The sequence below is a fragment of the Streptomyces similanensis genome (assembly GCF_039543625.1).
Lineage (GTDB): Bacteria > Actinomycetota > Actinomycetes > Streptomycetales > Streptomycetaceae > Streptomyces > Streptomyces similanensis.
On record NZ_BAABKC010000067.1, the window covers coordinates 38,394 to 61,814 of the forward strand.

Here is a 23,421-nt window from a genome sequence, read left to right on the forward strand (position 1 = left end):
GGCCGGCACGGCGGGGACGGCCGCCGTGCCGGTGTCCGTGGCGGCCTCGTGGGGCGGATCAGGGCTGTGTCACCAGCGCACCGGCAGTGTGGCCGGGCCCCGGAGGAAGGCCGCGGACTTCCAGGTCGCGTCGCCGGCCGTGCGCAAGCCGGGCAGCAGCCGGGCGAGGGCGCTCAGACCCTCCTGGAGTTCCACCCGGCCCAGGGCGGCGCCCGCGCAGTGGTGGATGCCGTGCCCGAAGGCGAGGTGGGCGCCGGTGTCGCGGGCCGGGTCGAGGGTGTCGGGGCGGGGGAAGCGCAGGGCGTCGCGGTTGGCTGCGCCGATCGCCACGAGCACCGGCTCACCCGCCCGGACCGTCACGCCGCCGACCTCCACATCCGCCAGGGCGTAGCGCGGCAGGGAGGCGGAGGCGGCCAGGGGGACGTAGCGCAGCAGTTCCTCGACCCAGTCCCGGGCGCGCTCCGGGTGTTCGGCCAGCTCGACGAAGGCGTCGGGGCGTTCGGTGAGCAGGGTCCAGGTGAAGTTGGCGAGCTGGGAGGCGGTGGTCTCGTAGCCGCCGAGCAGGATCGCGATGCACAGCTCGACGAGCTCGTCCCGGGAGGCCCGGTCGTCGGGGGCATCCTCGTCGCGGGCCCGCAGCAGCGCGGTCATCAGGTCATCGGCGGGCTCGGCCCGCCGCTGGTCGAGCAGGTCGCCCATGTACGCCTTGAGCGCGCCGGTGGCGGCCATGAAGTCCTGCGGGGTCGCCCCGCTGGTGGACAGGACGGTGTCGCTCCAGCCGCGGAAGCGGTCGCGGTCCGCTGCGGGGACGCCGAGCAGTTCGCAGATGACGGTGATCGGCACGGGAAGCGCGACGTGCTCCACCAGATCGGCGGGGGCGCCCTCGGCGATCATCCGCCTGATGGCGTCCTCGCTGATCTCGCGGACGCGGGGCCGCAGCGATTCCGCCCGGCGGGCGGTGAAGGCGCGGGCGGCCGGGCGGCGCAGCCTGGTGTGGCGGGGTGGGTCGGTGGCGACCAGGCCGAGGGGGCTGACCGGGGTGGTGCGGGGCGCGTCCCGTTCGGCGTCCGCACGGGAGAAGCGGGCGTCGGCGAGGACCGCGCGGGCCTCGTGGTGGCGGGTGACGAGCCAGGCCGGTTCGCCGTAGGGCAGCTGGACGCGGAGCAGCCCCGGGGTGCGCTGGGCGACGCGGTAGGCGTCGGCGAGGTCCAGGCCGGCGGCGTTGTCGAAGGGGTAGGGGACGGGGGTGTTCACAGTGCCTCCGCGACGGTGTCCAGGGTGCGGGCGAGGGCGGCGCGGTCGACCTTGCCGGCGCCGGTACGGGGGAAGCCGTCGACGGCGCGGACCCGGTCGGGGTGCTTGAACGCGGCGAGCCCACGGGCCGTCAGATGGTCGATGAGGTCGCGCCGGGTGGGGGCCTCGCCGCGGGGGACGACGAAGGCGCAGGTGCGTTCGCCCATGTCGGGGTCGGCGTAGCCGACCAGGGCCACGTCGTGCACGCGCGGGTGGGCGAGGAGGTGGTTCTCGACCTCCTCCACAGGGACCTTGTCGCCGCCCCGGTTGATGACGTCCTTCAGGCGCCCCTCGACGACGATGTGGCCTCCGGGCAGGCGACGCACCAGGTCGCCGGAGCGGTAGAAGCCGTCGGGGGTAAAGGCGGTGGTGTTGTGCCGTTCGGCGCGAAAGTAGCCGCGCAGGGTGTAGGGGCCCCGGGTCCACAGTTCACCGCTCTCGCCGTCGGGGGCGTCCGTACCGTCGGGGGCGACCACGCGTACCTCGTCCGCCTCGGACAGGGGGCGGCCCTGAGTGGTGAACACCGTCTCCTCGGGGTCGTCGAGGCGGGTGAAGTTCAGCAGGCCCTCGGCCATGCCGTACACCTGTTGCAGGGTGCAGCCGAGGACCGGGCGGATGCGCCGGGCGGTTTCCTCCTTGAGCCGCGCGCCGCCCGCCTGGAGGAGGGTGAGGCTGCTGAGATCCGGTGCGAGGAGTTCGGCGGCGTCCAGCCAGGCGAGGACGAGCGGGGGCACGAGCGCGACAGTGGTCACGCGCTCGCGGGCGATGAGGCCGAAGGCGGTGTCCGGGTCCGGTGAGGGGGACAGCACGGCGGTGCCGCCGGCGTGCAGGGTGCCCAGGAGGCCGGGGCAGGCCAGGGCGAAGTTGTGCGCGGCGGGCAGGGCGAGGAGGGTGACGCTGCTCGCGTCGAGACCGGCGACAGCGGCGCTCGCCCGCAGGTTGTACGCGTAGTCGTCGTGGGTGCGCGGGATCAGTTTGGGCAGACCGGTGGTGCCGCCGGACAGCAGGAGTACGGCGACGTCCTGGGGGCGCGCGTCGTCGGGGCTACCGGGGTCCGGGTTGGCGGAGGCGAGCGTCTCGAAGGGCGTGAAGGGGCCGGGCTCGGCGGTGCCGGCGGTGAAGACGTGACGGACGGTGTGGGCGCAGGCGCGCACCGCCTGGGCGAGCCGGGTCTGTTCGGCGCCGCCGTTCTCCATGACGCAGGCGGCGGCGCCGGACAGGCGGGCGAGATGGACGAGTTCGCTCTCCCGGTGGGCGGGCAGGGCGAGCACCGGGACGACGCCGGCGCGGAAGCTGCCGAACAGCGTCAGGACGAAGGGCAGGCCGTTGGGGAGGTGGACCAGGAGGCGGTTGCCGGGCTTGAGGCCGTGGGCGCGCAGCCCGGCCGCCACCCGGTCGGCGGCCCGGTCGAGTTCGGCGTAGCTCAGGCGCCGGCCGTCCGCGACCAGGGCGGTGTGCTCGGGGGCGCGGCGGGCGCCGGCGCGCAGGACGGACCCGAGGGTGGTGCCGGTCCAGTGGCCCTCGGCGCGGTAGCGGGCGGCGGTCGTTTCGGGCCAGGGGGTGAATCCGTCGAGCAGGGGCACGATGGGTCCTCGATGGGTGGGGAGGTGGGCGGGTCGTCAGCCGGTGGCGCGGATCAGGCGCAGGGGAAGCGTCTCCAGGCCGTGCATGGCGGTGGAGAAGCGCCAGCGCAGCGTGGATTCGTCCACGGCCAGTTCGAGGTCCGGGAAGCGGGCCAGGAGCCGGCCGAAGGCGATCTCCCCTTCCAGGCGGGCCAGTGCGGCGCCGACGCAGAAGTGGATGCCGTGCCCGAAGGCGAGGTGGCCGCCGGCGGGGCGGGTGATGTCGAGCCGGTCCGGCTCGGCGAACCGGCCGTCGCGGTTGGCGGCGAGCCAGGACACCATCACGAAGTGGCCGGCGGGGATGGTGACGCCGCCGAGTTCGACGTCCTCGGTCGCGTAGCGGGGGCTGGAGAGGTTGTTGGGGGTCTCGTAGCGCAGGAACTCCTCCACGGCCCGCGGGAGCAGGTCGGGGCGGGACGTGAGCAGGGCGAACTGCTCGGGGTGGCGCAGCAGGGCGAGCACGCCGCTGCTGATGAGGTTGACGGTGGTCTCGAAGCCGCCGGTCAGCAGCACGACGGCGGTGGCGATCAGCTCGTCGCGGGAGAGGCGGTCACCGCCGTCGCTGACGTGGACGAGGCGGGTGAGGAGGTCGTCGCCGGGATCGCGGCGCTTGGCCGCCACGAGGTCGCCGAGGTAGGCCGCCATGAGTTTCGAGGCGGCGCCGATCTCCTCGGGGGTGACGGCGGCGACCATGGTGTGCGTCCAGGCGGTGAAGCGGTCGCGGTCCTCGAAGGGGATGCCGAGCAGTTCACAGATGACCCGGATGGGCAGCGGGAGCGCGTAGTCGGCGAGGAGTTCGCTCTCGGGGCCCGACTTCTCCATGGCGTCGAGCAGTTCGTCGGCGATGGCCTCGATGCGCGGCCGCAGCGGGGCGACGGCGCCGGGGGTGAAGACCTTGGTGATCAAGGACCGCAGCCGGGTGTGGTCCGGCGCGTCGAGGTTGAGGAGGTTCTTGGCCAGCTCGGGGGCGAAGTGGCTCTCGGTGTCCTCGCCGCCGCCCAGACGCAGCCGCTCCAGCCGGTCGTAGACGCCGTCGCTGCTAAAGCGGGGGTCGGTGACGGCGGTACGGGCCTCGTCGTGGCCGGTGACGAGCCAGACCGGGAACCCGCCGGGCAGTTCCACGAAGCGGACGGGTGAGGCGGCGCGCAGCTCTGCGGCGATGGTGTGCGCGTCCTGGATGAAGTCCTCGCCGAGAGGAAGCGGGGCGGTGGGAAGCGGGGCGTTCACTGGGGTCCTCCGGTGGGACGGTGCGGGCGGGCGGGAGACAGGGGGGCGTGGGGGTCGGCGTTCACGGCAGGTCCAGCTCGGGCTGGTACAGGTCGGCCCACACGTGGAAGTCGAGGAGGCGCTCCAGGCCGGTGCGCGGGGCGCCGGTCACCGTGGCCGGGTCGGCGGCGGCGGTGCGCCGGGCCCAGTCGTGGTCGAAGACGGCGAACACCGGGTGGCCGGGGTCGGCGAGGATCTGGCGGGCCTGCTCCTGGAGGGCGGCCGGGTAGCCGGTGTCCTGGGTGGAGGGGTAGGGGCTCTTGACGCGCTCGGTGACGGACGTCGGCAGCAGGTGGGCGACAGCCTGCCGGAGCAGGCCCTTCTCCCGGCCGTCGAGGGTCTTCAGGGACCAGGGCGCGTTGTAGACGTAGGAGACCAGGCGGTGGTCGGCGAAGGGGACGCGGACCTCCAGACCGGTCGCCATCGACATGCGGTCCTTGCGGTCGAGCATGGCCCGCACCAAGCGGGTGATGTGCAGGTGGCTGCTGGTGCGCATCCGGCGCTCGAAGGGGTCCGCGCCGGGCAGGTGCTCGACCTTGGCGACGGCGCCGGCGTACTCGTCGGCGACGTAGGCGCCGATGTCGAGCGCGTCGCGCAGTTCGGGGCGCAGCGGCTCGGTGCGGTCGGCGGTGTAGGTGTTCTGGAAGGCGAGCCACGGGAAGGTGTCGGCGTCGCGGGCCGCCGGGTGGTGGAACCAGATGTAGCCGCCGAAGAGTTCGTCGGAGAACTCGCCCGACAGAGCGACGGTGGACTGCTCCCGGATTGCGCGGAACAGCAGCAGCATGGAGCTGTCGATGTCGCCGAGACCGATGGGCATGTCGCGGGCGGCGACCACCGCGCGGCGCAGGTCCGGGTCGGTGAGCGCGCGGGAGTCGAGAACCACGTTGCGGTGGTCGGCGCCGACGTGCGCGGCGACGTCACGGATGAACGGGGCGTCGGGGGTGTCGCGGAACTCGTCGGGCCGGAAATTCTCCTCGTAGCCGGCGAAGTCCACGGAAAAGGTGCGCGGCTTGTCTCCGGACGCCTGCTGATGACGGGCGGCGAGCGCGGTGACGGCGCTGGAGTCCAGACCACCGGAGAGCAGTACGCACTGCGGTACGTCGGAGACGAGTTGCCCGGGCACGATCTCGCCGAGGAGCGCGGCGACCCGTTCGACGGTCGTCGCCGCGTCGTCGGGATGCTCCGCCGTCTCCAGGCGCCAGTAGGTGTGCTCGCGCATTCCGTCGCGGTCGACGGTGAGCACGGTGCCGGGCTCGACCTCGTACAGATCCTTCCACAGCGACCAGCCGGGTGCCTTCGTGAAGCCGACGAGTTCCCGCAGGCACGAGGCGTCGACGCGGCGCGGGAAGGCCGGGTTGGCGAGCACGGCCTTGGGTTCGGAGCCGAACAGGACGCCGTCGGGGGTGCGGTGGTAGTAGAGCGGCTTGACGCCCATGCGGTCGCGGACGAGGACCATGCGCTGGCGGCGCTCGTCCCACACGGCGAAGGCGTACATGCCGGTCAGCCGCTCGGCGACGGCCTCGCCCCACTCCAGATAGCCGCGCAGCACGGTCTCGGTGTCGCTGCGGGTGGTGAACCGGTGGCCGCAGCGCTGGAGCTCGGCGCGCAGTCGCGGGTGGTTGTAGACCTCGCCGGAGTAGACGAGGGTGACGTCGCCCTGCGGGGTGGACGCCGTCATCGGCTGGGCACCGCCCGGCAGGTCGATGACGGCGAGGCGCCGGTGGCCCAGGGCCGCGTGCCGGTACAGGCGCACGCCGCTCGCGTCGGGGCCCCGGTCGGCGAGGGTGGCGGTCATGGCGTCGACCGTGTCGCCCCGCCGGGTGAGGTTCTGGTCGAACGCCACCCAGCCGGTGATTCCGCACATGGGTGTTCCTCGGTTTCGTGTCGGGCCGGCCGCCGCTGGAGGCGGCACGGACGGTGGTTCGTGTCGGGAGCGCCGGTGGTTCTAGGACACCGGTGGTTCAGGTCGCCGGGCGCCGGGTGGCGAGGACGCGGTGGCCCAGTGGGTGGAGGGGGTGGCCCTCGGCGGGCAGGTCGGCGACGGGCAGGAGACCGGCGCCGTCGAGCACGGCGCGCCACTGGGCGTGGGTCAGGAAGCTGGCCCCGGTGGTGGCGCGGGCGTCGCGGGGCTCCGTCAGGAGGAAGCCCTGTGACGCCAGCACCCAGTGCTCCTCCTGGGTCGGTTCAGTGAGCACCAGCAGGCCACCGGGGACGAGCAGCCGGGCGAGCCCGCGCACGGAACGGTCGGTGTCCACCGCCGCGTTCAGCACGCCGCCGGCCACGACCACGTCGAAGGAGCCGGCCGCGTGGCCCTGCGTCCCGGGGTCTCCGTCGATGTCGAGGAGGCCGTAGCGCAGCCGGTCGCCGAAGCGGGCGCGGGCGTGGTCGAGGAAGAACGGGGAGACGTCGGTGAAGAGGTAGTCCACGGGCGTGCCGGGCAGGCGTTCCAGCTCCGGCAGGACCACTTCGGTGCTCGTCGCCGTCCCGCCGCCCGCCTCCAGGACGCGGCGGTCGCCCACGATGCCCCGCAAGTGGTCTGCCACCAGGGCGGCGGCGGCGTGGTGCTGGTAGCGGGCGGTGGCGCTCTCCCGGTACAGCGAACGGGCGGTGTCGGTCTTCCCGCGCGGGAAGAGGAGTCCGGCCGCGCTCGTCTCCGCTCGCATCAGCGCCAGGAGTTCACCGGCCGAGCCGCGGGCGTAGGTGACGGTCGCGTCGGAGCCGTGCGCGGCACGCCAGCCGCGCCGGGCCGTGCCCCACACCGCGTCCAGGTCGGCGTACGCCCGCGGGTCCACGGCGCAGCCAAGGACGCCCGTCGCGTCCTGGACCAGCAGCCCTTCCTCGGCCAGCACGGTCAGCCATCGGCGCAGGAGCCGCCGGTGGTCGTCGGCCGGCCGGACCCTGGCCTCGATCTCCTCCGGGGTGTGACGGTCGTCGGGGCGCGTGAAGCAGCCGGCCCGGTGGAGGGTGTGCACCATGCTGTGCAGGGCCGCTCGGCCCACCTCGCGGGCCGCGTCGACCGAGGCGTGGAGGTCCAGGCCGCCCAGTGCCGCGTCGGCCGCGGCGGAGGCCGTGTCCGCGAGGTCACGGGGGGCCGGGCCGTGGGAGCCCGGCAGCGGCGCCGCCTGTTCCAGCGCGGGGCCCAGGGCCGCCCAGGCCTCGACGTCGTCCGGCCCGGTGCCGGGTTCCGCGCAGACGACGCGGGTCAGGGCCGACAGGTCGGTCAGGGCGGCGGTGGGCGCGCCGGGCAGGGCGCGGACCGAGGCGAGCGGGAGCACCGCCTCGGTGGCCTCGGTGCGTTCCAGCGCGGCCAGCAGCCGGGCCGGCCCGGTGGCGGCGGGGAGCGCCGTGACCCGGCCGCGCCGGGCCCAGCTGCCGAGGGCCGCGCGGGCGCCCGCCGGATCGCCGGCCAGGACCAGCGTGTGCGGCGGGGGCCCCTCGTCGGACCCGGGCTCCAGGGTCGCGGCGGCCAGAGCATCCGCCACCGCCGCGAAGAAGCGGGCCGCCGCGTCGGGCAGTGCGCCGCCGGGGGCGGGCGGTACGGCGGCGAGGACGGCCGCCGACGGGAAGTCCGTGCCGTCGACGGTGCAGACCGGCTGCCCGCCACGCCCGTCCAGGAGGCGGCGCAGTGGCGCGGTGTCCACGGTCGCGGCCCCGGGCGCGGTGGCGTACCACAGGTACTGGCCGGCCGGGGCCGGTTCCGACGGGTCGTCGGGCTGCCGGGCGCGGATGTCGAAGCCAGCTGCGGTCAGGTCGGTCTCCCACTCCCCCACCGTGGGGAAGACCGTGTCGGTTCCCGCCCGGCGGTCGCTGAAGCGGGTGCGCGGGTCGGAGCCATGGGGCGATGAGGCCGGCGGGGAGAGCAGAAACTGCATCGAGGTCAGGACGGTGTCGCAGTCGCCGGCCGAGTCCACGACCAGCAGCGTGCCGCCGGGCGCCAGCAGCCGGCGGATGCGGCGCAGGGCGGCCGGCAGGTCGGCCGCGTTGTGCAGGACGTTGGCGGCCACCACGATGTCCGCGCCGCCCACCGCAAGGCCCTGGTCGGTGAAGTCGGCGTCGATGTCGAGCAACGCGGTGCGCACGCCGAGGCGTTCGGCGGCGGCACCGGTGTAGAGCGGACTCACGTCGGTGAACAGGTATTCGGCGTTGCGGCCCCGCAGCGCGTCGAGCACCGCTTCGGTGGCCGCACCAGATCCGCCGCCCAGTTCGACCACGGTCGTGCGGCCGGGGCCGCGCCGAGCGGTCTCGCTCGCCACCAGCTCGGCGCACCGTTCGTGCAGCCGTGCGGTGAAGGCGTTGCGCTGGTAGGCGCCGAGTGAGGTCACCGCGTCGGTGTCCGCGGGCAGCAGGTCGGCGAGGGTGATCCGGTCGCTCAGCAGGTCGGGCAGGCGGTCGAGGGCGGCCCCGTGCAGCCGGGCCATCTCCGGTGGGAATCCGAGCCGCGCGTACGGAGCGGTCAGCTCGTACGGGGTGGGGACGCCGGCCGGGCCCGTGGCGTGGAAGACGCCGTCCTGGTCGCGGCTGAGCGCGCCCGCGGTGGTGAGCGCGGTCAGCCAGCGGCCCAGGAGGGCGCGGTGCCGGGGAGCCACGGAGAGGCCGGCGGCGATGCCGTCCGCGGTGGCGGGGAGCGCCGGGTGGAGGGCGGCCGTCATCGCGCTACGGCTGATGGCATCGAGGCCGGCCAGCTCGCGGCGCGGCCGGAGCCCGCCGGGAGCGGGGGTGAGGGCGTCGCTCACAGCGCCCCCACTTCGGTGACGGCGTCCGGTGCGAAAGGGTCGACGCCCTCGGGGAGCAGGTCTATCCGGGCGCACGGGACGGTGTCGTCGGCCCGGTCTGAACGGGTGAGGGCCGCCAGGACGGCCTCGGCGTCGAGCACGTCGGCGGCGAAGTGCCGGCCGGCCGGTATCTCCTTGCGCAGCACGCACAGCGCCGCGTGGGCGGCGACCGCGCCGGTCAGCCGGGCGTTGCCGGCGCCGTGCAGGACCGCGGTGCGGGTGGCCGCGTTCCCCGTGAGGGACACCGCCAGGGTGACGGTGGGCGGGCGGCCCGCGAGGTCGAGGGCAGCCGCCCGGCACAGGCCCTCGGCAGCCTCGTCGGGGGGCAGCGCGTGCACGAGGTCGAAGGCGGCGAGCACGCGCTCGCCCTGGATCAGGGTCAGCCAGTCGCCGTCGCGGACGCCGAGCGCCCGGGCGGTGCGGGCGTCCTCGGCGGAGAGCTGGGGCAGCTCGGTGCCGGCACCCGGGAAGAACGGCAGGTCGGTGACGGTACGGCGGGTCAGCGCGCGGGGTCGGGGTGCGCCGTCCCGCCAGGCTGCCAAGGGGCCCGGGCCCGGGGCGGCGGCGCCGTGCAGGTACTCCAGGGCGGAGGTGCGGGTGAACAGGTCCCGCACCCTGGTGCGGACCGTGACCGTGTCGGGCCGGGTCATTCCCGCGGCCCGCGCCCAGCGGGCCGCGGCCCTCGGAAAGATGCCGGTCAGTCCGGGACGCAGGCCGGCGGAGAGCACGGCGGTCCGGCCGGCACGCCGGTAGCGCCCGTCGTCCAGGAGCGCGTGCAGGGCGTCGTCCCCGGCGGCGTCCACGTAGTCGACGCCCGCCCGGAAGGCGGCGTCGGCCGCGACGGAACCGGTGAGGTGGGAGGGGCCCGCGCAGTTCACCAGGACGTCCAGGCCCGCCGCGAACGCCGCCACGTCGTCGCCGTCGCGCACGTCCACCACCCGGTGTTCCGCCGCCGGGTCGTGCGGCAGGCGCCGGGCGAGGAAGCCGGCCGCCGCGTCGGCCGAGCGACCGCCGACGCGGACGGGCTGCCCGGCCTCGCGCAGGGCGAGGACGGTGGGCGCCCCTACGTCCCCGTAGCCGCCGATGACGCCGATCACGCGGTCACCTCCGCCGTGCCCTCGGGCACCAGGCGCCAGCCGCGGCTGCGCCGGCGCCGCTCCCAGAAGCGGGCGTACAGGCCGCCGGCGGCGAGGAGTTCCTCATGGGTGCCGCGCTCGCTGACGCGGCCCTCGTCCAGGACGATGATCTGGTCGGCGGCCACGACGGTGGACAGCTGGTGGGCGATGACCAGCAGGGTGGAGTCGGCCATGAGGGTCCGCAGGGCCCGCTGGACGTACTTCTCGTTCTCCGGGTCGAGGGCGGCGGTGGCCTCGTCGAGCAGCACGACCGGGGCTCGCTTGAGGACGGCGCGGGCGACGGACACGCGCTGCCGTTCGCCGCCGGACAGGGATGCCCCGCCCTCGCCGACCCGGGTGGCCAGGCCGTCCGGCAGCCGCTCGACGATCTCCTCGACGCCGCCGATCCGGGCGGCCTCGCGCACCTCCTCGTCGGTGGCGTCGGGCCGGCCGACGCGGATGTTGCCCTCCAGGGTGTCGTCGAAGAGGTACACATCCTGCTGGACCAGGGAGATCTGAGCCATCAGCTGCTCGACCGGCATCCGGCGCACGTCGGCGCCGCCGACGCGGACCGAACCGGCGTCGGCGTCGAAGAAGCGGGCGATGAGCCGGACCAGCGTGGTCTTGCCGGCGCCGGACGCGCCGACCACCGCGGTCATGGTGCGCGGCGGGACGCGCAAGGAGACGTCCCGCAGGACCGGGTCGCCGTCCTCGTAGCCGAAGGTGACCTTGTCGAAGGCGATCTCGCCGCGGCGGTCGAGGGCGGCCCGGGTGTCGGTGTCGGGCAGCGGCGGCTCGTCCAGCAGGGCGGCGACCCGGCCGAGGTCGTTGCCGGCCATTCGCAGCATGCCGCTCATGCCGGCCGCCTCCGAGAGCGGTCCGACGAACCGGGCGGCGAGCGCGAGCAGCGCGACGAGAGCGGCGGGCCCGACCGCGTCGTGCAGCGCGAGAGCCACACCGACGGCGACGAGGGCGGCGAAGCACAGCTGGATGGCGAGGCCGCCTGCGAGCAGCCGGGGCATGGTCTCGGCGAGCATCCGGCCGCCCGCCTCGCTGCGTGCGTCCACCGCGGCCTCCAGCGGGGCGTAGCCCTCGCGGTCGCGGCCGAAGGCCCGCAGGGTCTTCTGAGCCCGGGCGAACTCCACCACCCGATTGCCGGCCCGGGCGTCGGCGGAGTCCCGCTGATGTTCGCTGCGGCCGATCCAGGCGGCCGACCAGCGGTGGGTGGCGTACAGCAACGGCGCGCAGCACACCAGGACGAGGCCGAGCCGCCAGTCCAGGACGAGCATGGCGAGGACGACGGTGGCGGGGGTGACGACGCCGCTCACGACGGGGGTGAGCAGGTGGGCGAAGACATTGCTGACCGTGAGGGTGCCGGTGGTCGCCGACCGCGCGACCCGGCCGACCTTCTCGGAGGTGAACCAGCCGAGCGGCAGCCGGACCAGGTGGTCGCCGAGCCGGTCGTGCAGGGTGGTGAGGGTGACGACGGCCAGCGAGAAGCCCCGCATGGCCTGCTGGTAGCGGGCGACGCAGGTCGCCACGACGAGGACCGCGAGCACCGCGAGGTGCCGCAGGGCCCCGTCGGTGTCGCCGTCGAAGAGCGAGCGCAGCACGGGGACGAGGAAGGCCATGGCGATGCCTTCGAGGACCCCGTAGGCCACGAGCCACATGAAGTAACGGCGCAGGTCGCTCCGGCGGTCGGGCCCCAGGACGGTGGCCAGGTGACGGATCATCGGTCGGTCTCCTCGGTCGGCTCGGCGTCGGGGCGGTGGGCCTCCCACATGCGGGCGTAGCGGCCCTCGGCGGCGAGAAGTGCGGTGTGCGTACCCTGTTCGACCACCTGGCCGCCGTCGAGGACGGCGATCCGGTCGGCGCCGGTGATGGTGGCGAGCCGGTGTGCGACGACGATCACGGTGCGGCCCCGTACCAGGGTGGAGAGGGCGTCCTGGATCTCCGCCTCCGACTCGGGGTCGGCGTAGGCGGTGGCCTCGTCGAGGACGAGGACGGGCGCGTCGGCGAGCAGGGCCCGGGCGATGGTCAGGCGCTGGGCCTCGCCGCCGGAGAACCGGGCGTCCTCGCCGACGACCGAGTCGTAGCCGCGCGGCAGCCGCATGACGCGGTCGTGGATGCGGGCGGTGGTCGCGGCGGCGACGAGGTCGGCGTCCGTGGCGTCCGGGCTTCCCAGGCGCAGGTTGTCGGCGACCGTGCCGTGCAGCAGTTGGACGTCCTGGAGGACGAAACCGACGTGCCGGTACAGCTCCTCGGGCGCGAGGTCGCGGACGTCGGCGCCGCCGATACGGACGGAGCCTGCGTCCACGTCGTGGAACCGGGGGACGAGGGCGGCGAGCGTAGACTTGCCGGCCCCTGACCCGCCGACCAGGGCGGTGACGGTGCCCGCCCGGCAGGTGAGGTCGATGCCGTGAAGCACCGGACGGCCGGGCTCGTAGCCGAAGACGACACCGTCGAGGACGACGTCGTTGCCGTTCGGCCGCTGCGGGGTGTCGGTGACCGGCAGTTCGGGCACGTCGAGCAGCGCGGTGATGCGCCCGGCGGCGGCCACCGCCTTGCGCTGCGCGGTCAGGCCCTGGTTGAGGGTGAGCAGGGTGCTGGGCAGCACGGCGGCGACCAGGACCTCGGCGAGGACGTCGGCGGGAGACACCCAGCCCTCGTGGGTGAACCAGATGCCGCCGGCCAGTCCGACGACGGAGATCACCGGCACGGACAGGGCCATGGAGGTGTACGCCTCCAGCTTGAGCACCGGGCGCACCCAGCCCGCGTACTGGTCGCCGTAGGCGTGCACGGCCTCGCGGTACCCGGCGTGGGCGCGGCGCGTGCCGCCGAACACCTTGACGACACCGATGCCGTGCACGAACTCCACCACGGCGGCGCTGACCCGGGCGAAGGCGGAGTCCAGGTCGGTCATCTTCTCGGTGAAGCCGCGCATCATGAAGGCGTACGCCGTGAAGTAGACCGGCAGGGTGGCGAGCGCCAGCAGGGCGAGCCGCCAGTCGACCCAGAGCAGGTAGCCGAGGCCGGCGAGCGGCATGGCGACCGCGCCGGAGAGCTCGACGTCGTGGTGGGCGATCAGGTGGTGCAGGTCGTCGATGTCCTCCTGGGCGGCCTTGCGGACTTGCCCCGAGGTGGTCGCCGAGTACCAGCCCAGCGGGACCCGGCCGAGCTTGGCGACCATGCGGCGGCGCAGGTCGGCCTGGAGCCGGCCGTCCGCCAGGTGGGTGATCCACAAGGCCGCGCCGTTGCAGCTCCAGCCGATCAGGAGGGTCACGGCGACGATCACCGCCGCGTTGATCACCCGGTCGCGGTCCGGCGGGCCGTCGGCGAGCAGGGTCCGGCCGATCTCGGCGATGCCGACGAAGGGCACCAGGTTGGTGACGGCGCCGAGCGCGCCCAGCACGACGCCGAGCCGGGTCATCCAGGCGACGGGCCGGCGCAGTTCACGCAAGGCGCTCGCGGTGCGCCGCCGTTCCTCGCGCCCGGTGTCCGGCGGTGACGCGGCGCCGGCCAGCTGCTCGGCGGCCGTGGCGGGTTCGGTGGTGGTCGTGGTCATCGGGGGGTGTCTCCCTTGGTGTCCCGGCCGGTGGTCTGCCGACCGGGTCGCAGCGGGGCTGCCAGGTGTGCGGCGACGGTGTGGACGTGCGGCGGCTCGATGACGCTGAAGTGGTTGCCGGGTACGTCGGTGACGGTGAACCGGCCGAGGCAGGTCTCGGCCCAGAACGGTTCGGCGAGGTGGCCGACGCCGCCGGTGACGCCGAACGACTGCTGCTCCGCGGCGCGCAGGAACGTCATGTCCCCCGCATACGGTTCCAGTTGCAGGTGGGCGGCCTTCATGCTGTGCCGGCAGGTGCGGAACAGGGCCGGGACCAGTTCGGCGTCGACGGGCACCTGCGCGTTGTCCGAGGCGGCGCGGGCGTAGGCGGCGAGCCGTTCCTCCTGCGGGCGTTCGGCGGCGCGGCGGGCGGCCGCGGCCACCGCGGCCAGTCCCTCGTCGCCGGTCAGGCCGTCAGCGCTGTCCAGCGCGGCCAGGGCGCCGGCCGGGATGCGTCCGCCGCCGCACGTGGTGAGGAGTTCCACCGCGCGGTAGACGTCCTCGTCGGCGACGCCCGGTCCGAAGACGGCCGGTACCGGGTCGAGGCCGAGGTTGGGCACGAAGATGGACTCGTAGGCCAGCTCCTCGTCGGTGTCCAGGAACATGGGGATGCTGTCGACCAGGGTGAGGTCGGCGACCCTGAGTCCGCGTTCGGTCAGCCGCCGGGCCACCTCGGTGGCCAGCAGTCCGCCGAGGCAGTAGCCGATCAGCTGGAAGCTGGTGTGGCCCTCGTCGGCCAGGCGCCGGGCGTACCGGTCGGCGACGGTGGCCACCAGGTGTTCGGGCGGGGTCGCCGTGTACGTGTCGGCGTCGGCGACGGCGATGCCGAGCACGGGGCCGAGGTCCTGGGCGGCCAGGGCGCGGCCGAGGTGCTGGAAGTAGTCCAGGGTGCCCAGGGCGGCGTGGAACATGACGCGCACGGTGCCGTCCGGGTGCGGGGCGCCGCCGAACGGGACGATCAGGGCGTTGCCGCCGGTGTCGCGGGCGTCGGCGGAGCCGGCGTCGGAGGTGGCAGGGTCCGTGCTCCGCAGGGCGCGGGCGAGGGCCTGGACAGTAGGCTCGTTGAGCATCTGCCGCAGCAGGGCGTCGTAGGTGTGGGCCGCCGCCTCGGGCACCTCCTCGCGCAGCCTGCCCGCCACGCGGGCGAGGATCAGGGAATCGGCGCCGTGGTCGTAGAAGTTGTCCTCCGGCGGGAGGGCGGTGATACCGAGGGCGGTGGCCCACAGCGCGCACAGGCGCTCCTCGAGACCGGCGTCGCCGTCCGCCACGGCCGCCTCGGCGCCGGCCAGCTCGCCGGGCCGCCGGCCGGCCAGGGCGCGGCGGTCGATCTTGCCGTTGGCGGTGACGGGCAGCGCGTCGACGACCTGGACGTGGCCGGGCACCATGGCCGCGGGCACCCGCTCGGCGGCGAACGCGGCGACCTGCTCGGGTCGCACCAGTGTCCGGTCCGTCTTGGCGCGCAGCACGAACAGCCGGTGTCCGGCGGCCTCGAAGGCATGGCCCGGACCGGGCAGGCTCAGGACGTCCTCCGCGCCGACCCGCGTGAAGAGGTCGCGCCAGCCGTCCTCGTCGAGGAGCGGACAGGCGCCGTACTCGCGGTCGCCGTCGCCCGGTTCCATCATGAAGCCCTGGGTGAGCAGGATGTGCGGGTAGGCGGCGACCGGCTCGGTCACCACCAGCAGGCCGCCCGGCGCGAGCAGTTCGACGGCGGCGCGCACCGCGCGGGCGCTGTCCCGGGCGCTGTTGAGCATCCCGGCGCACACCACGAGGTCGGCGCTGTTCGGCGGCAGACCCTGGGCGAGGAGGTCGCCGTCGACGTCCACGACGCCGAAGCGCACCCCTTGGCCGTGGAAGGCGGCGCGCGCCCGGGGCAGGAAGGAGGGGCTGACGTCGGTGAACAGGTAGTCGACGTCGAGGCCGTCGAGCAGCGGCAGGGCCGATTCGGTGGTGGCGCCGGTGCCGGCGCCCAGTTCCACGACGCGCAGCGGTCCGGGGCCGTCGTGCTCGGCGGCGCGGCGGTGGACGACGGCCGCGACGGCGGCGTTGAGGTGGCGGGAGAGGGCGTCGTCGCGGTAGACGGCGCGGGCGGGGGCGTCGTCGCCCTCGGGGAAGAGCAGGTCGAAGGGGTTGAGGCGGTCCTCCAGGAGGTCGTCGAGGCGCTCGGCGTGCGCACGGTGGTAGGCGAGGTGGTCGTCCGTGCACAGGCCGTCCGCGATCCCCCGGGCAGCATCCTCCCAGGCGCGGGCGATGTCCTCGATGCCGCGTGCCAGCGTGGCGAGGTAGCGGCCGTCCGCGTCGCGGCTCAGTACTTCCGCGTCCGCCAGCGCCGTCAGCCAGTGCCGCACCAGCCAGCGGTGGCGGGGCGCCACCTTGGCCGCGTCCAGTACGTCGTCCGCGCTCTGGGCGCCGCCGGTGAGCGCACCGCGCCGCCGCATGGCGTCGAGCATGGTCAGCAGGGACGCCCGCCGCAGGGCCTCGTAGTGGGCGGCGACCCGCTCGCCGTCCACGCCGGGCAGGACACGGTCGGCGTAGCGCTGCGCGGCGGTGCGCAGCCGGGCGTCCCGGGCGGACTCGTCCGGCGGGGTGCGCGGGGCGGGTTCGACGAATCCGAGCAGCGTCCGGTCCCCGCCGGCATCGCTCACCACGGCGGCGGCGGCGCCGACCGCGGGGTGGGCCAGCAGGGCCGCCTCGACCTCGCCGAGTTCGACGCGGTGGCCGCGGATCTTGACCTGGTTGTCCTCGCGGCCGAGGAACTCGATCTCCCCGCCGGGCAGGTAGCGGCCCACATCGCCGGTCCGGTACAGCCGCTGTCCGTCGCGGGGGTGGCCGGGGAACCGACGGGCGGTGAGGTCGGGATCGCCGAGGTAGCCGAGCGCCAGGCCCTCTCCGGTGATGCACAGCTCGCCGGGGACCCAGACGGGGCAGTCCAGGCCGTCGGTGTCGAGGACACGGAAGCCCTGGTTCCGCAGCGGGGTGCCGTAGGGAATGCTCGTGCGGGTGTCGTCCGCCTCGGTGATCGGGTGGTGGATGGACCAGATCGCCGCCTCGGTGGCGCCGCCGAGGGACATCAGCTCCAGGCCGGGCAGCAGGGTACGCAGCCGGCCGGGCAGCGGCACCGGTATCCAGTCGCCCGAGAGCAGGGCGAGCCGCAGGGCGGGCAGTTCGGTGGGCTCGGTGGTCAGGTAGTCGGCGAGCATGTGGAGCTGGGCCGGCACGGAGTTCCACAGGGTGACGCCGTACTCGGCCACCAGCCGCGCCCAGTGGGACGGGTCGGGCCCGCGCGCCGGGTCGGGCAGGACCAGGGCGGCGCCCGCGGCGAGCGCGCCGAAGACGTCGTACACCGACAGGTCGAAACCGAGCTGGGCGAGCTGGAGCACCCGGTCGCCGTCGGTGACGCCGAACCGCTCGTTGATGTCCTCGACGGTGTTGAGGGCGGCGCGGTGGGAGGTGACGACGCCCTTGGGGTCGCCGGTGGAGCCGGAGGTGTGAATGACGTAGGCGGGTGCGCCGGGATCGCCTCCCTCTGGCACGGGTATGAACGCCCGGGGGGCGAGGCGGTCGACATCGATGCGGTCCACGCCCTCGGGCCGGCCCTCGCCGTCGTCCACCCAGGACTGGGTGAGGACGTGCCGGACGCCCGAGGTGGTCAGCAGCCGGGCGCGCCGCAGCGCGGGCTGGGCGGTGTCGACGGGCACATAGACGCAGCCGGCCAACAGGACGCCCAGCACGGCAGCGGCCTGCTCGGGGCCCTTGTCCATGATGACGGCGATCCGATCGCCCTCCGTGCGGCCCGCCGCGTGCAGGGCGTCGGCCACGGCCCCGGCGCCGCGGGCCAGCTCGCCGTAGCTGACCGTGCCGAAGGCGCCCAGCAGGGCGGGCGCGTCGGGGCGGTCCGCGGCCCGGGCGAAGAAGCCCTCGTGCAGCAGGCCGCCGGGCAGCGGGCCGGCCGTGTCGTTGGCGGTGCGACGCTCCTTCGCCTGCCAGGCGGGCAGGGCGACGGGCTCGGGACTGTCCCAGGCGTCCGGGTCGTCGGCGAGGGCTTCGAGCAGCGCGCCGAAGGCGGCCAGCATGTCCTCGGCCATCCCGTCGGGCAGCACGCCACGCCTGATGTCCCAGTTGACCTCCAGGTCGCCGGAGCCGTCGCCGACCTGGCAGTCCAGGAAGACCTGCGGGGTCTGGGTGATGCCCGCGCCGAGGGTGCGTCCGCTGCGCTGCGAAGAGCCGGGACCCAGGCCGAGGGAGCTGGTGAAGACGTACGGCATGAGGGCCGCGTCCCGGCCGCGGGTCCGGGTGAGGTCGCGGATGACCTCCACGCCCGAGTAGAGCCGGTGGTCCAAGTCGCTGAAGAGCCGCTCGCCGAGCCGCTTCGCCCGCTCCGCCGGAGCCGCCCCGGCCTGCGCGTCCACCGCGAGCAGGGTGACGGAGGTGAAGTCGCCGACCAGACGGTCGACGTCCGGGTGCAGGGGCAGGCGGTTGAGCAGCGTCAGGTTGACCGTGAAGGACTTCCGGCGGCTCCATCGCCCCAGGACCGACACGTAGGCGGCGAGGACGGCGGCGGTGGGGGTCAGTCCGCGGGCGGCCGCCTGGCCGCGCAGCCGCTGCCAGGCCGGCTCGGGCAGGCGGTGGGTCAGGCGGTGGAAGCGAGGTGCGTCGCCGGTGGCCGCGGTGACGCCGGCGGTCGTGGCGATCTGGGGCAGGTCGGGCGCGGGGGGCAGGGAGGCCAGGCGCGAGCGCCAGTAGTCGCGGTCTCTGCGGTGGCGCGCGGTGTCCCGCAGGGCGCGTTCGGCCAGAACGTAGTCGCGGAAGGAGATCGCGGCCTGCGGCAGAGCGGCGGTGTCCGAGGGGTCGGGCGCGGCGAGGAGGGTGTCCAGTTCGTCGAGGAGGATCGCGGCGCTGGCCCAGTCGGCGACCAGGGAGTCGAGGGAGAAGTGCAGCACGTCGCCGTCGGCCAGCCGGGTCACGCGCAGCTCGAACAGCGGCCAGTGCGCGGTGTCGTAGGTGCGGTGGCCCAGGTCGGCCCGCGTCGCCTCCAGGTGTGCCGCACGGCGCCGAGGGGTTTCGCGCAGGTCGGTGACGGCGATCCGGCACCGCGGCGCCTCGCGCAAGACCTGCTGGTAACCGTCCTCGTGGACGATCGCGCGCAGCATGTCGTGCCGGGCGATCAGGGCGTTCCAGGCCTGTTCCAGGGCGGTGGGGTCGAGGCGCGGGTAGTGGATCTCCAGATAGCCGTGGCAGGCGACTCCGCCATGCCCGAAGGGGTCCCGCCGGCCGAGCAGGTAGGCGCTCTGCACGTCGGTGAGCGGGAACGGCTCGTGGGCGGCTGCGGGATCGGCGGTGACCGTGCGGGCGGTGGTCTCCGCGTCGAGCAGGGCGACGACCTGCTCCTTGTGGGCCCGCAGGGCGCTGCGGCGGTCCTCGGTGAGGACGCCCTGCGGCGCCCGGAACCGTATCTGGCCGTCCTCGCTCCACAACTCGACGCCGAGGGAGGCGAGTTCGTCGAGGAGGCCGGCCGCGGTGGTGGATGCGGTCATGACGTGGAGGACCCCTTGCCGTGGGTGGTGGGCGGTACGGGTGTGGCGTCGGCCGGGAGCAGGACGGCGCCGTGCAGCAGGGCCGGTTCGAGCGGGTCGGGTAGGCCGGCGAGGTGGACGGCGCGCACGCCGGTCACCGGGGCCTCCTCCAGGCGGAGGTCGGCGGCGTTCCCCGCGAGGTGCCGGACGGCGGGCAGGTCGCCGGGGCGGACTCCCAGCACGATGCGGGTGATCGCCCGTGCCCCGTTGGGGTGCTCCATGTCGGCCGGGTGCTGGCGCGGCTCGTAGGGCGTGACGAGGAAGGGGAGGCGTCCGGATTTGGGGTAGGAGAAGACGAACCGGGTCTCGGCGCCGTCCGGGCGCCGGCGCGTCCAGCGCACCGCACGCCCGCACGGCACCCCCCGGTCGGCCAGTTCTCGGGTGACGTCGGCCAGTTGGCCGTCCTCGGCGAGCAGGGCGAGATCGCAGAAGCCCTCTTGCTGGCGGGCCCAGCGGACCATGCGCGCGCCGGCGCCGCGCCCGAAGCGGAGGTCGACGGGCAGCCGCATCCAGCGGGCCCCGGGGGGTGTGGTCAGCAGCTCGATCACCGGCCCCTCGCGGAACCAGACGTGCGCGTGCAGCGCCTTGTGCTCGGGGGCGGTGGCGTAGGCGACCTGGAAGCCGGCCGCGCGGAAGCTCTCGACCGCGCGGGGCAGGTCGTGCACCCGGACCAGGACGTGGCTGCATCGCCGCGCGACGGACGGGTGGGAGGAAGGGGCGGTCACGGGGTCGGTCATCGGCTCGGGCCTTCCGCGAGGTCGGTGGGCGGCGGGGCGACGGCGCCGGCCGCGGCGGCCCACAGGTCTCCCCGGGGCACGACGGGGGGCTCCGGCGTCGTGATCAGTTCGGGCATGCCGAGCTGCGCGGTCAGGTCGGCCCAGCAGCGGGACACCGAAAGCGCCCATTGCCCGGCGGCGGGGCGCAGGGCGGGGTCGGCGGCGGCGTCGCGCAGGCGGTGCAGGGCGGCGAGGACGGCCTGGGGCCACAGGTGGGCGAAGACCTGGTGGTAGCTCTCGGCGGCCGGGTGCAGTTGCGTGGTGGAGGGTTCGGCGAGCCGCTCCGTGCCGGGTCCGGCGAGGACCAGGCGTCCGGTGGCGTCGCGGGGCGCGTGCAGGCGCGGGTTCCACAGCACCGGCCCGTGGGTGTCGGCGAGGGAGAGCACACCGGCGTCGGTACCCAGGGTGATGCGGTGCAGCAGGTGCGAGTGGTTGTCGGGGTCGTCCGGGTGGACCTGGTTCTGCACCCGGAGGGTGACGGGCGCGCCGCCTACGAGGGCGTGCAGGGTACGGAACGGTTGCACCCCGCCGGCGAGGCCGGCGAGTTGGGGGTCGGGTTCGGGTTGGGCGCGGAAGCCCCAGGGGCGCAGGGTCCCAGCGGCCCGGCCGAGGACGTCGAGCAGGGGGTAGGCGACCTGGCTGTTGCAGGCGGCGTCGATGAAGCGGACGGGCCCTTCGGCGCGCAGTACTTCGGCGGCGGCGAGGAAGGCGCGCACCGGAGCAAGATCGGGGTAGAGGGTGCCGACGGCGTAGGCGGCGTCGCCGTCGCGGGCCGCGCGGAGGTTGTCGGCGAGTTCGCCGGCGTGGACGGGATGCTCCTGGAGCACGTGCATGCCGCGGCGCAGTGCGGCGCGGGTGATGTCCGAGCCGGGGCCCCCGGTGGCACCCGAGCAGACGACGACGCAGACGACCTCGGTGTCCTCGGGCAGCTTCTCGACGTTCGTGTACAGCGGCACCCCCAGCCGCTCGGCCGACCGGCGCGAGTAGTCGCTGCCCTTGGCGAGGATGCCGGTGAGCGTGAACCCGTCGGGGTCGCCGCGGACGGCGTCCAGGTAGACGCGGCCGAAGCCGGTCCCGGCGACCACGACCCGCAGCGGGCGTCCGGTGCGGCTCATGAGGCGGTCACGGCGGCCACGCCCACGACCTCGCTGCGGGTCCGGTCCGCGGACGCGTTCGCGGGCACGAGGTGGCCGCTGACCGCGCGCAGTTTCTCGCGGGTCTCCTCCAGCTCCCGCTCCGGGTCGGAGCCGGCCACAACGCCCGCTCCGGCACGCAGCCAGGTGCGGCCGTCCCGCCGCAGTACGGTGCGCAGCACCAGGGCCGCGTCCAGGGTGCCGTCGGCTTCGAGCCGGACGATCGCGCCGCTGTAGAGTCCCCGCCCGGTGTCCTCCGCCCGCCGGATCACGTCGAGCGCGGGCCCCTTCGGTATGCCGGAGGCGGTGACGGCGGGGAACAGCGCGGCCAGCGCGTCCCACCGGTCGCTTCCCTCCGCCAGCCGGCCCCGCAGCCGGGACGCGAGGTGCTGCACGCTCCCCCGCTCGGCCACGTCCATGAACTCCTCGGTGCACACGGACTCCGGCCGGCAGACCGACGCCAGCTCCTCCTGCACCAGGCGTACGGAGACGGCGTGCTCGTACACCTCCTTGGCGTCGCGGCGCAGTTCGGCGCGGCGGACGGCGTCCGCCTCGGCGTCGCCGGTCAGGGCGCGCGTGCCGGCGAGCGGCTGCGCGGTGACCGAGCCCGCGGTGTCGACTCGGGCGACGATCTCGGGACTGAACCCGGCGGCCTCCCAGCCGCCGTGCCGCAACAGGAAGGAGCGGGCCGGAAGATGACCGCGCCGTCCCGCCACGTACGAGGCCGGCAGGTCCACCTCGCCCGGCACGGCCACACTGCGGGAGACGATGGCCTTGTCCAGCTCCCCGGCGCGGATGGCCCGCACGGCGTCGGCGACGGCGACGCGGTACCGGTCGGCGTGCTCGTCCAGGTCGACGGCGACACGCTCGGCGGAGGGCTCCCCGCCCTCGACCATGGCGCGGCGCAGCCGGCGTTCCAGGTCGTCGAGGGCCTCGGGGCCGTCGGCCCGCAGGACGACGGTGGTGGCCGTCAGGTGGATCTCGCGTTCCGGGACCACGAAGCGAGCGAGCGTCTCGTCGTCGCGTGTCTCGCCCCCGTGGTAGGCGTGGGTCAGCTCGAAGGAGAGCCAGCCGTGCGCGGACACGGTGCCGCCGATGCGCGCCTCCAAGAGCCGGCCTGCGGTTGCCAACGGGTGGGCTCCTGCGGGCCGTTCCTCGGCCGCCGCGCCCGTCCCGTACGACCGGACGGACCTCCCGGCCACCTCGACGACGGCCGACTCGCCCTCGCTCCAGACGACGGCGCCGTCCCGCTCGTAGAGCAGGTGGGGTGCGTCACTGGCCGCGCAGAGGGCGGCGGCCACGACTATGGGATCACCGGCGAAAGGCAGGGCGCGTTCCGGGGTGGGATCCGGACAGATCACGAAAGGTTCTCGCTTTCCAGTCGACATCGAACGCTGGCGCCCGAGGCGGTGCGAACGGTCTCCGTGAGGAAGCACAGCACGGGCTCGCGGCGGGGTGCGAAGTAGAAATGACCGCCGGGGAAGGTACGGAGGTCGAACGGGCCGGTGGTGTGGGCCGACCACGCACGGGCCTGGACCTCGTCGACCTCGGTGTCCGCCTCCCCCATCACCGCGGTCACGGGGCAGCCCAACGGCAGCGGGTCGGGCCGGTGGTACGTCTCCGCCAGCCTGAAGTCGGCGCGGACGGCGGGCAGATACACGTCGCGGACGGCGCGGTCGGCCAGCACCTCGCCCCGGGTCCCGCCCAGGCGGACCAGCTCGGACACGAGCTCGTCGTCGGACCTGGTGTGCATGTCTCCCCGGGCGGGCAGCGAGGGGGCGCGGCGGCCGGAGACCACCAGGTGATCCGGGGCGGCTCCCCAGGCGGTCAGGCGGCGCGCCGCCTCGTAGGCGACGACGGCGCCGAAGCTGTGGCCGAAGAGCACCAGGGGCCGGTCGGTCAGGGGCAGGAGAGCCGCGCAGACACCGGTCACCAGCTGTTGGAGGTCACCGGCGGGCGGCTCGGACAGCCGGTCCTCGCGCCCCGGGTACTGCACGGCCGACAGCGCCACGTCGTCCGGGAAACCGGTTCCCCAGGCCGCGTACGGGCCGGCGGTGCCACCTGCGTGCGGCAGGCACACCAGGCGTACAGCGGGGCTGGGTCGGGGTGTTCGGCAGCGTAGCCAGACGTCCGTCATGTGCTCTTTCTCCCTTCGGGGTAGCCCGACGCGGAGGGGCGTCCCGCCCCACGCAGCACTGACGGGGGTGTTCACGAGCCGGTCCTATCAGGCACGATGCGGCGGCTCAGAGATCGTTTCCCAGGAGGCAAGT

The 23,421-nt window shown here is 74.8% G+C and carries 13 protein-coding genes; all 13 read right to left on the reverse strand.

The genetic code is table 11. From position 1 onward, the window contains the following. Positions 1–69: 69 nt before the first annotated feature. The 13 genes from ABEB07_RS22655 to ABEB07_RS22715 all read right to left on the reverse strand — a co-directional run bounded on the left by ABEB07_RS22655 (position 70) and on the right by ABEB07_RS22715 (position 23,288). On the reverse strand, positions 70–1,254 hold the full coding sequence (locus ABEB07_RS22655) for a cytochrome P450 (RefSeq protein ID WP_345670031.1): 1,185 nt from the start codon (positions 1,252–1,254) through the stop codon (positions 70–72). Then, positions 1,251–2,876: a (2,3-dihydroxybenzoyl)adenylate synthase gene (locus tag ABEB07_RS22660; protein ID WP_345670032.1), complete on the reverse strand. Its 1,626-nt coding sequence runs from the start codon at positions 2,874–2,876 to the stop codon at positions 1,251–1,253. Before ABEB07_RS22660 ends, ABEB07_RS22655 begins: the two co-directional genes overlap by 4 nt. Before the next feature lie 36 nt (positions 2,877–2,912). Then, a complete protein-coding gene (locus ABEB07_RS22665; protein ID WP_345670033.1) occupies positions 2,913–4,142 on the reverse strand; it encodes a cytochrome P450 family protein in 1,230 nt (409 codons plus the stop codon). 61 nt (positions 4,143–4,203) lie between these two features. Beyond that, a complete protein-coding gene (gene asnB / locus ABEB07_RS22670) occupies positions 4,204–6,045 on the reverse strand; it encodes an asparagine synthase (glutamine-hydrolyzing) (protein WP_345670034.1) in 1,842 nt (613 codons plus the stop codon). Positions 6,046–6,142: 97 nt separating this feature from the next. Beyond that, a complete protein-coding gene (locus ABEB07_RS22675) occupies positions 6,143–8,914 on the reverse strand; it encodes a class I SAM-dependent methyltransferase (RefSeq protein WP_345670035.1) in 2,772 nt (923 codons plus the stop codon). After that, positions 8,911–10,050, reverse strand: coding sequence for a saccharopine dehydrogenase NADP-binding domain-containing protein (locus tag ABEB07_RS22680; RefSeq protein ID WP_345670036.1), 1,140 nt, complete (start codon positions 10,048–10,050; stop codon positions 8,911–8,913). Before ABEB07_RS22680 ends, ABEB07_RS22675 begins: the two co-directional genes overlap by 4 nt. Further along, positions 10,047–11,801: an ABC transporter ATP-binding protein gene (locus ABEB07_RS22685; RefSeq protein ID WP_345670037.1), complete on the reverse strand. Its 1,755-nt coding sequence runs from the start codon at positions 11,799–11,801 to the stop codon at positions 10,047–10,049. Before ABEB07_RS22685 ends, ABEB07_RS22680 begins: the two co-directional genes overlap by 4 nt. After that, positions 11,798–13,633 (reverse strand): ABC transporter ATP-binding protein, encoded by a 1,836-nt coding sequence (locus ABEB07_RS22690; protein WP_345670038.1) that lies wholly within the window; start codon positions 13,631–13,633, stop codon positions 11,798–11,800. Before ABEB07_RS22690 ends, ABEB07_RS22685 begins: the two co-directional genes overlap by 4 nt. Then, positions 13,630–19,203, reverse strand: coding sequence for a non-ribosomal peptide synthetase (locus ABEB07_RS22695; protein ID WP_345670039.1), 5,574 nt, complete (start codon positions 19,201–19,203; stop codon positions 13,630–13,632). The genes ABEB07_RS22690 and ABEB07_RS22695 overlap by 4 nt, the downstream gene beginning before the upstream one ends. Continuing rightward, a complete protein-coding gene (locus ABEB07_RS22700; RefSeq protein WP_345670041.1) occupies positions 19,200–19,979 on the reverse strand; it encodes a VOC family protein in 780 nt (259 codons plus the stop codon). Before ABEB07_RS22700 ends, ABEB07_RS22695 begins: the two co-directional genes overlap by 4 nt. Then, positions 19,976–21,133, reverse strand: coding sequence for a Gfo/Idh/MocA family oxidoreductase (locus ABEB07_RS22705; RefSeq protein ID WP_345670042.1), 1,158 nt, complete (start codon positions 21,131–21,133; stop codon positions 19,976–19,978). Before ABEB07_RS22705 ends, ABEB07_RS22700 begins: the two co-directional genes overlap by 4 nt. Beyond that, positions 21,130–22,452, reverse strand: a complete 1,323-nt coding sequence (locus ABEB07_RS22710) for a salicylate synthase (RefSeq protein ID WP_345670043.1) — start codon at positions 22,450–22,452, stop codon at positions 21,130–21,132. Before ABEB07_RS22710 ends, ABEB07_RS22705 begins: the two co-directional genes overlap by 4 nt. 56 nt (positions 22,453–22,508) lie before the next feature. Beyond that, positions 22,509–23,288 (reverse strand): thioesterase II family protein, encoded by a 780-nt coding sequence (locus tag ABEB07_RS22715; RefSeq protein ID WP_345670044.1) that lies wholly within the window; start codon positions 23,286–23,288, stop codon positions 22,509–22,511. Positions 23,289–23,421 lie beyond the last annotated feature (133 nt).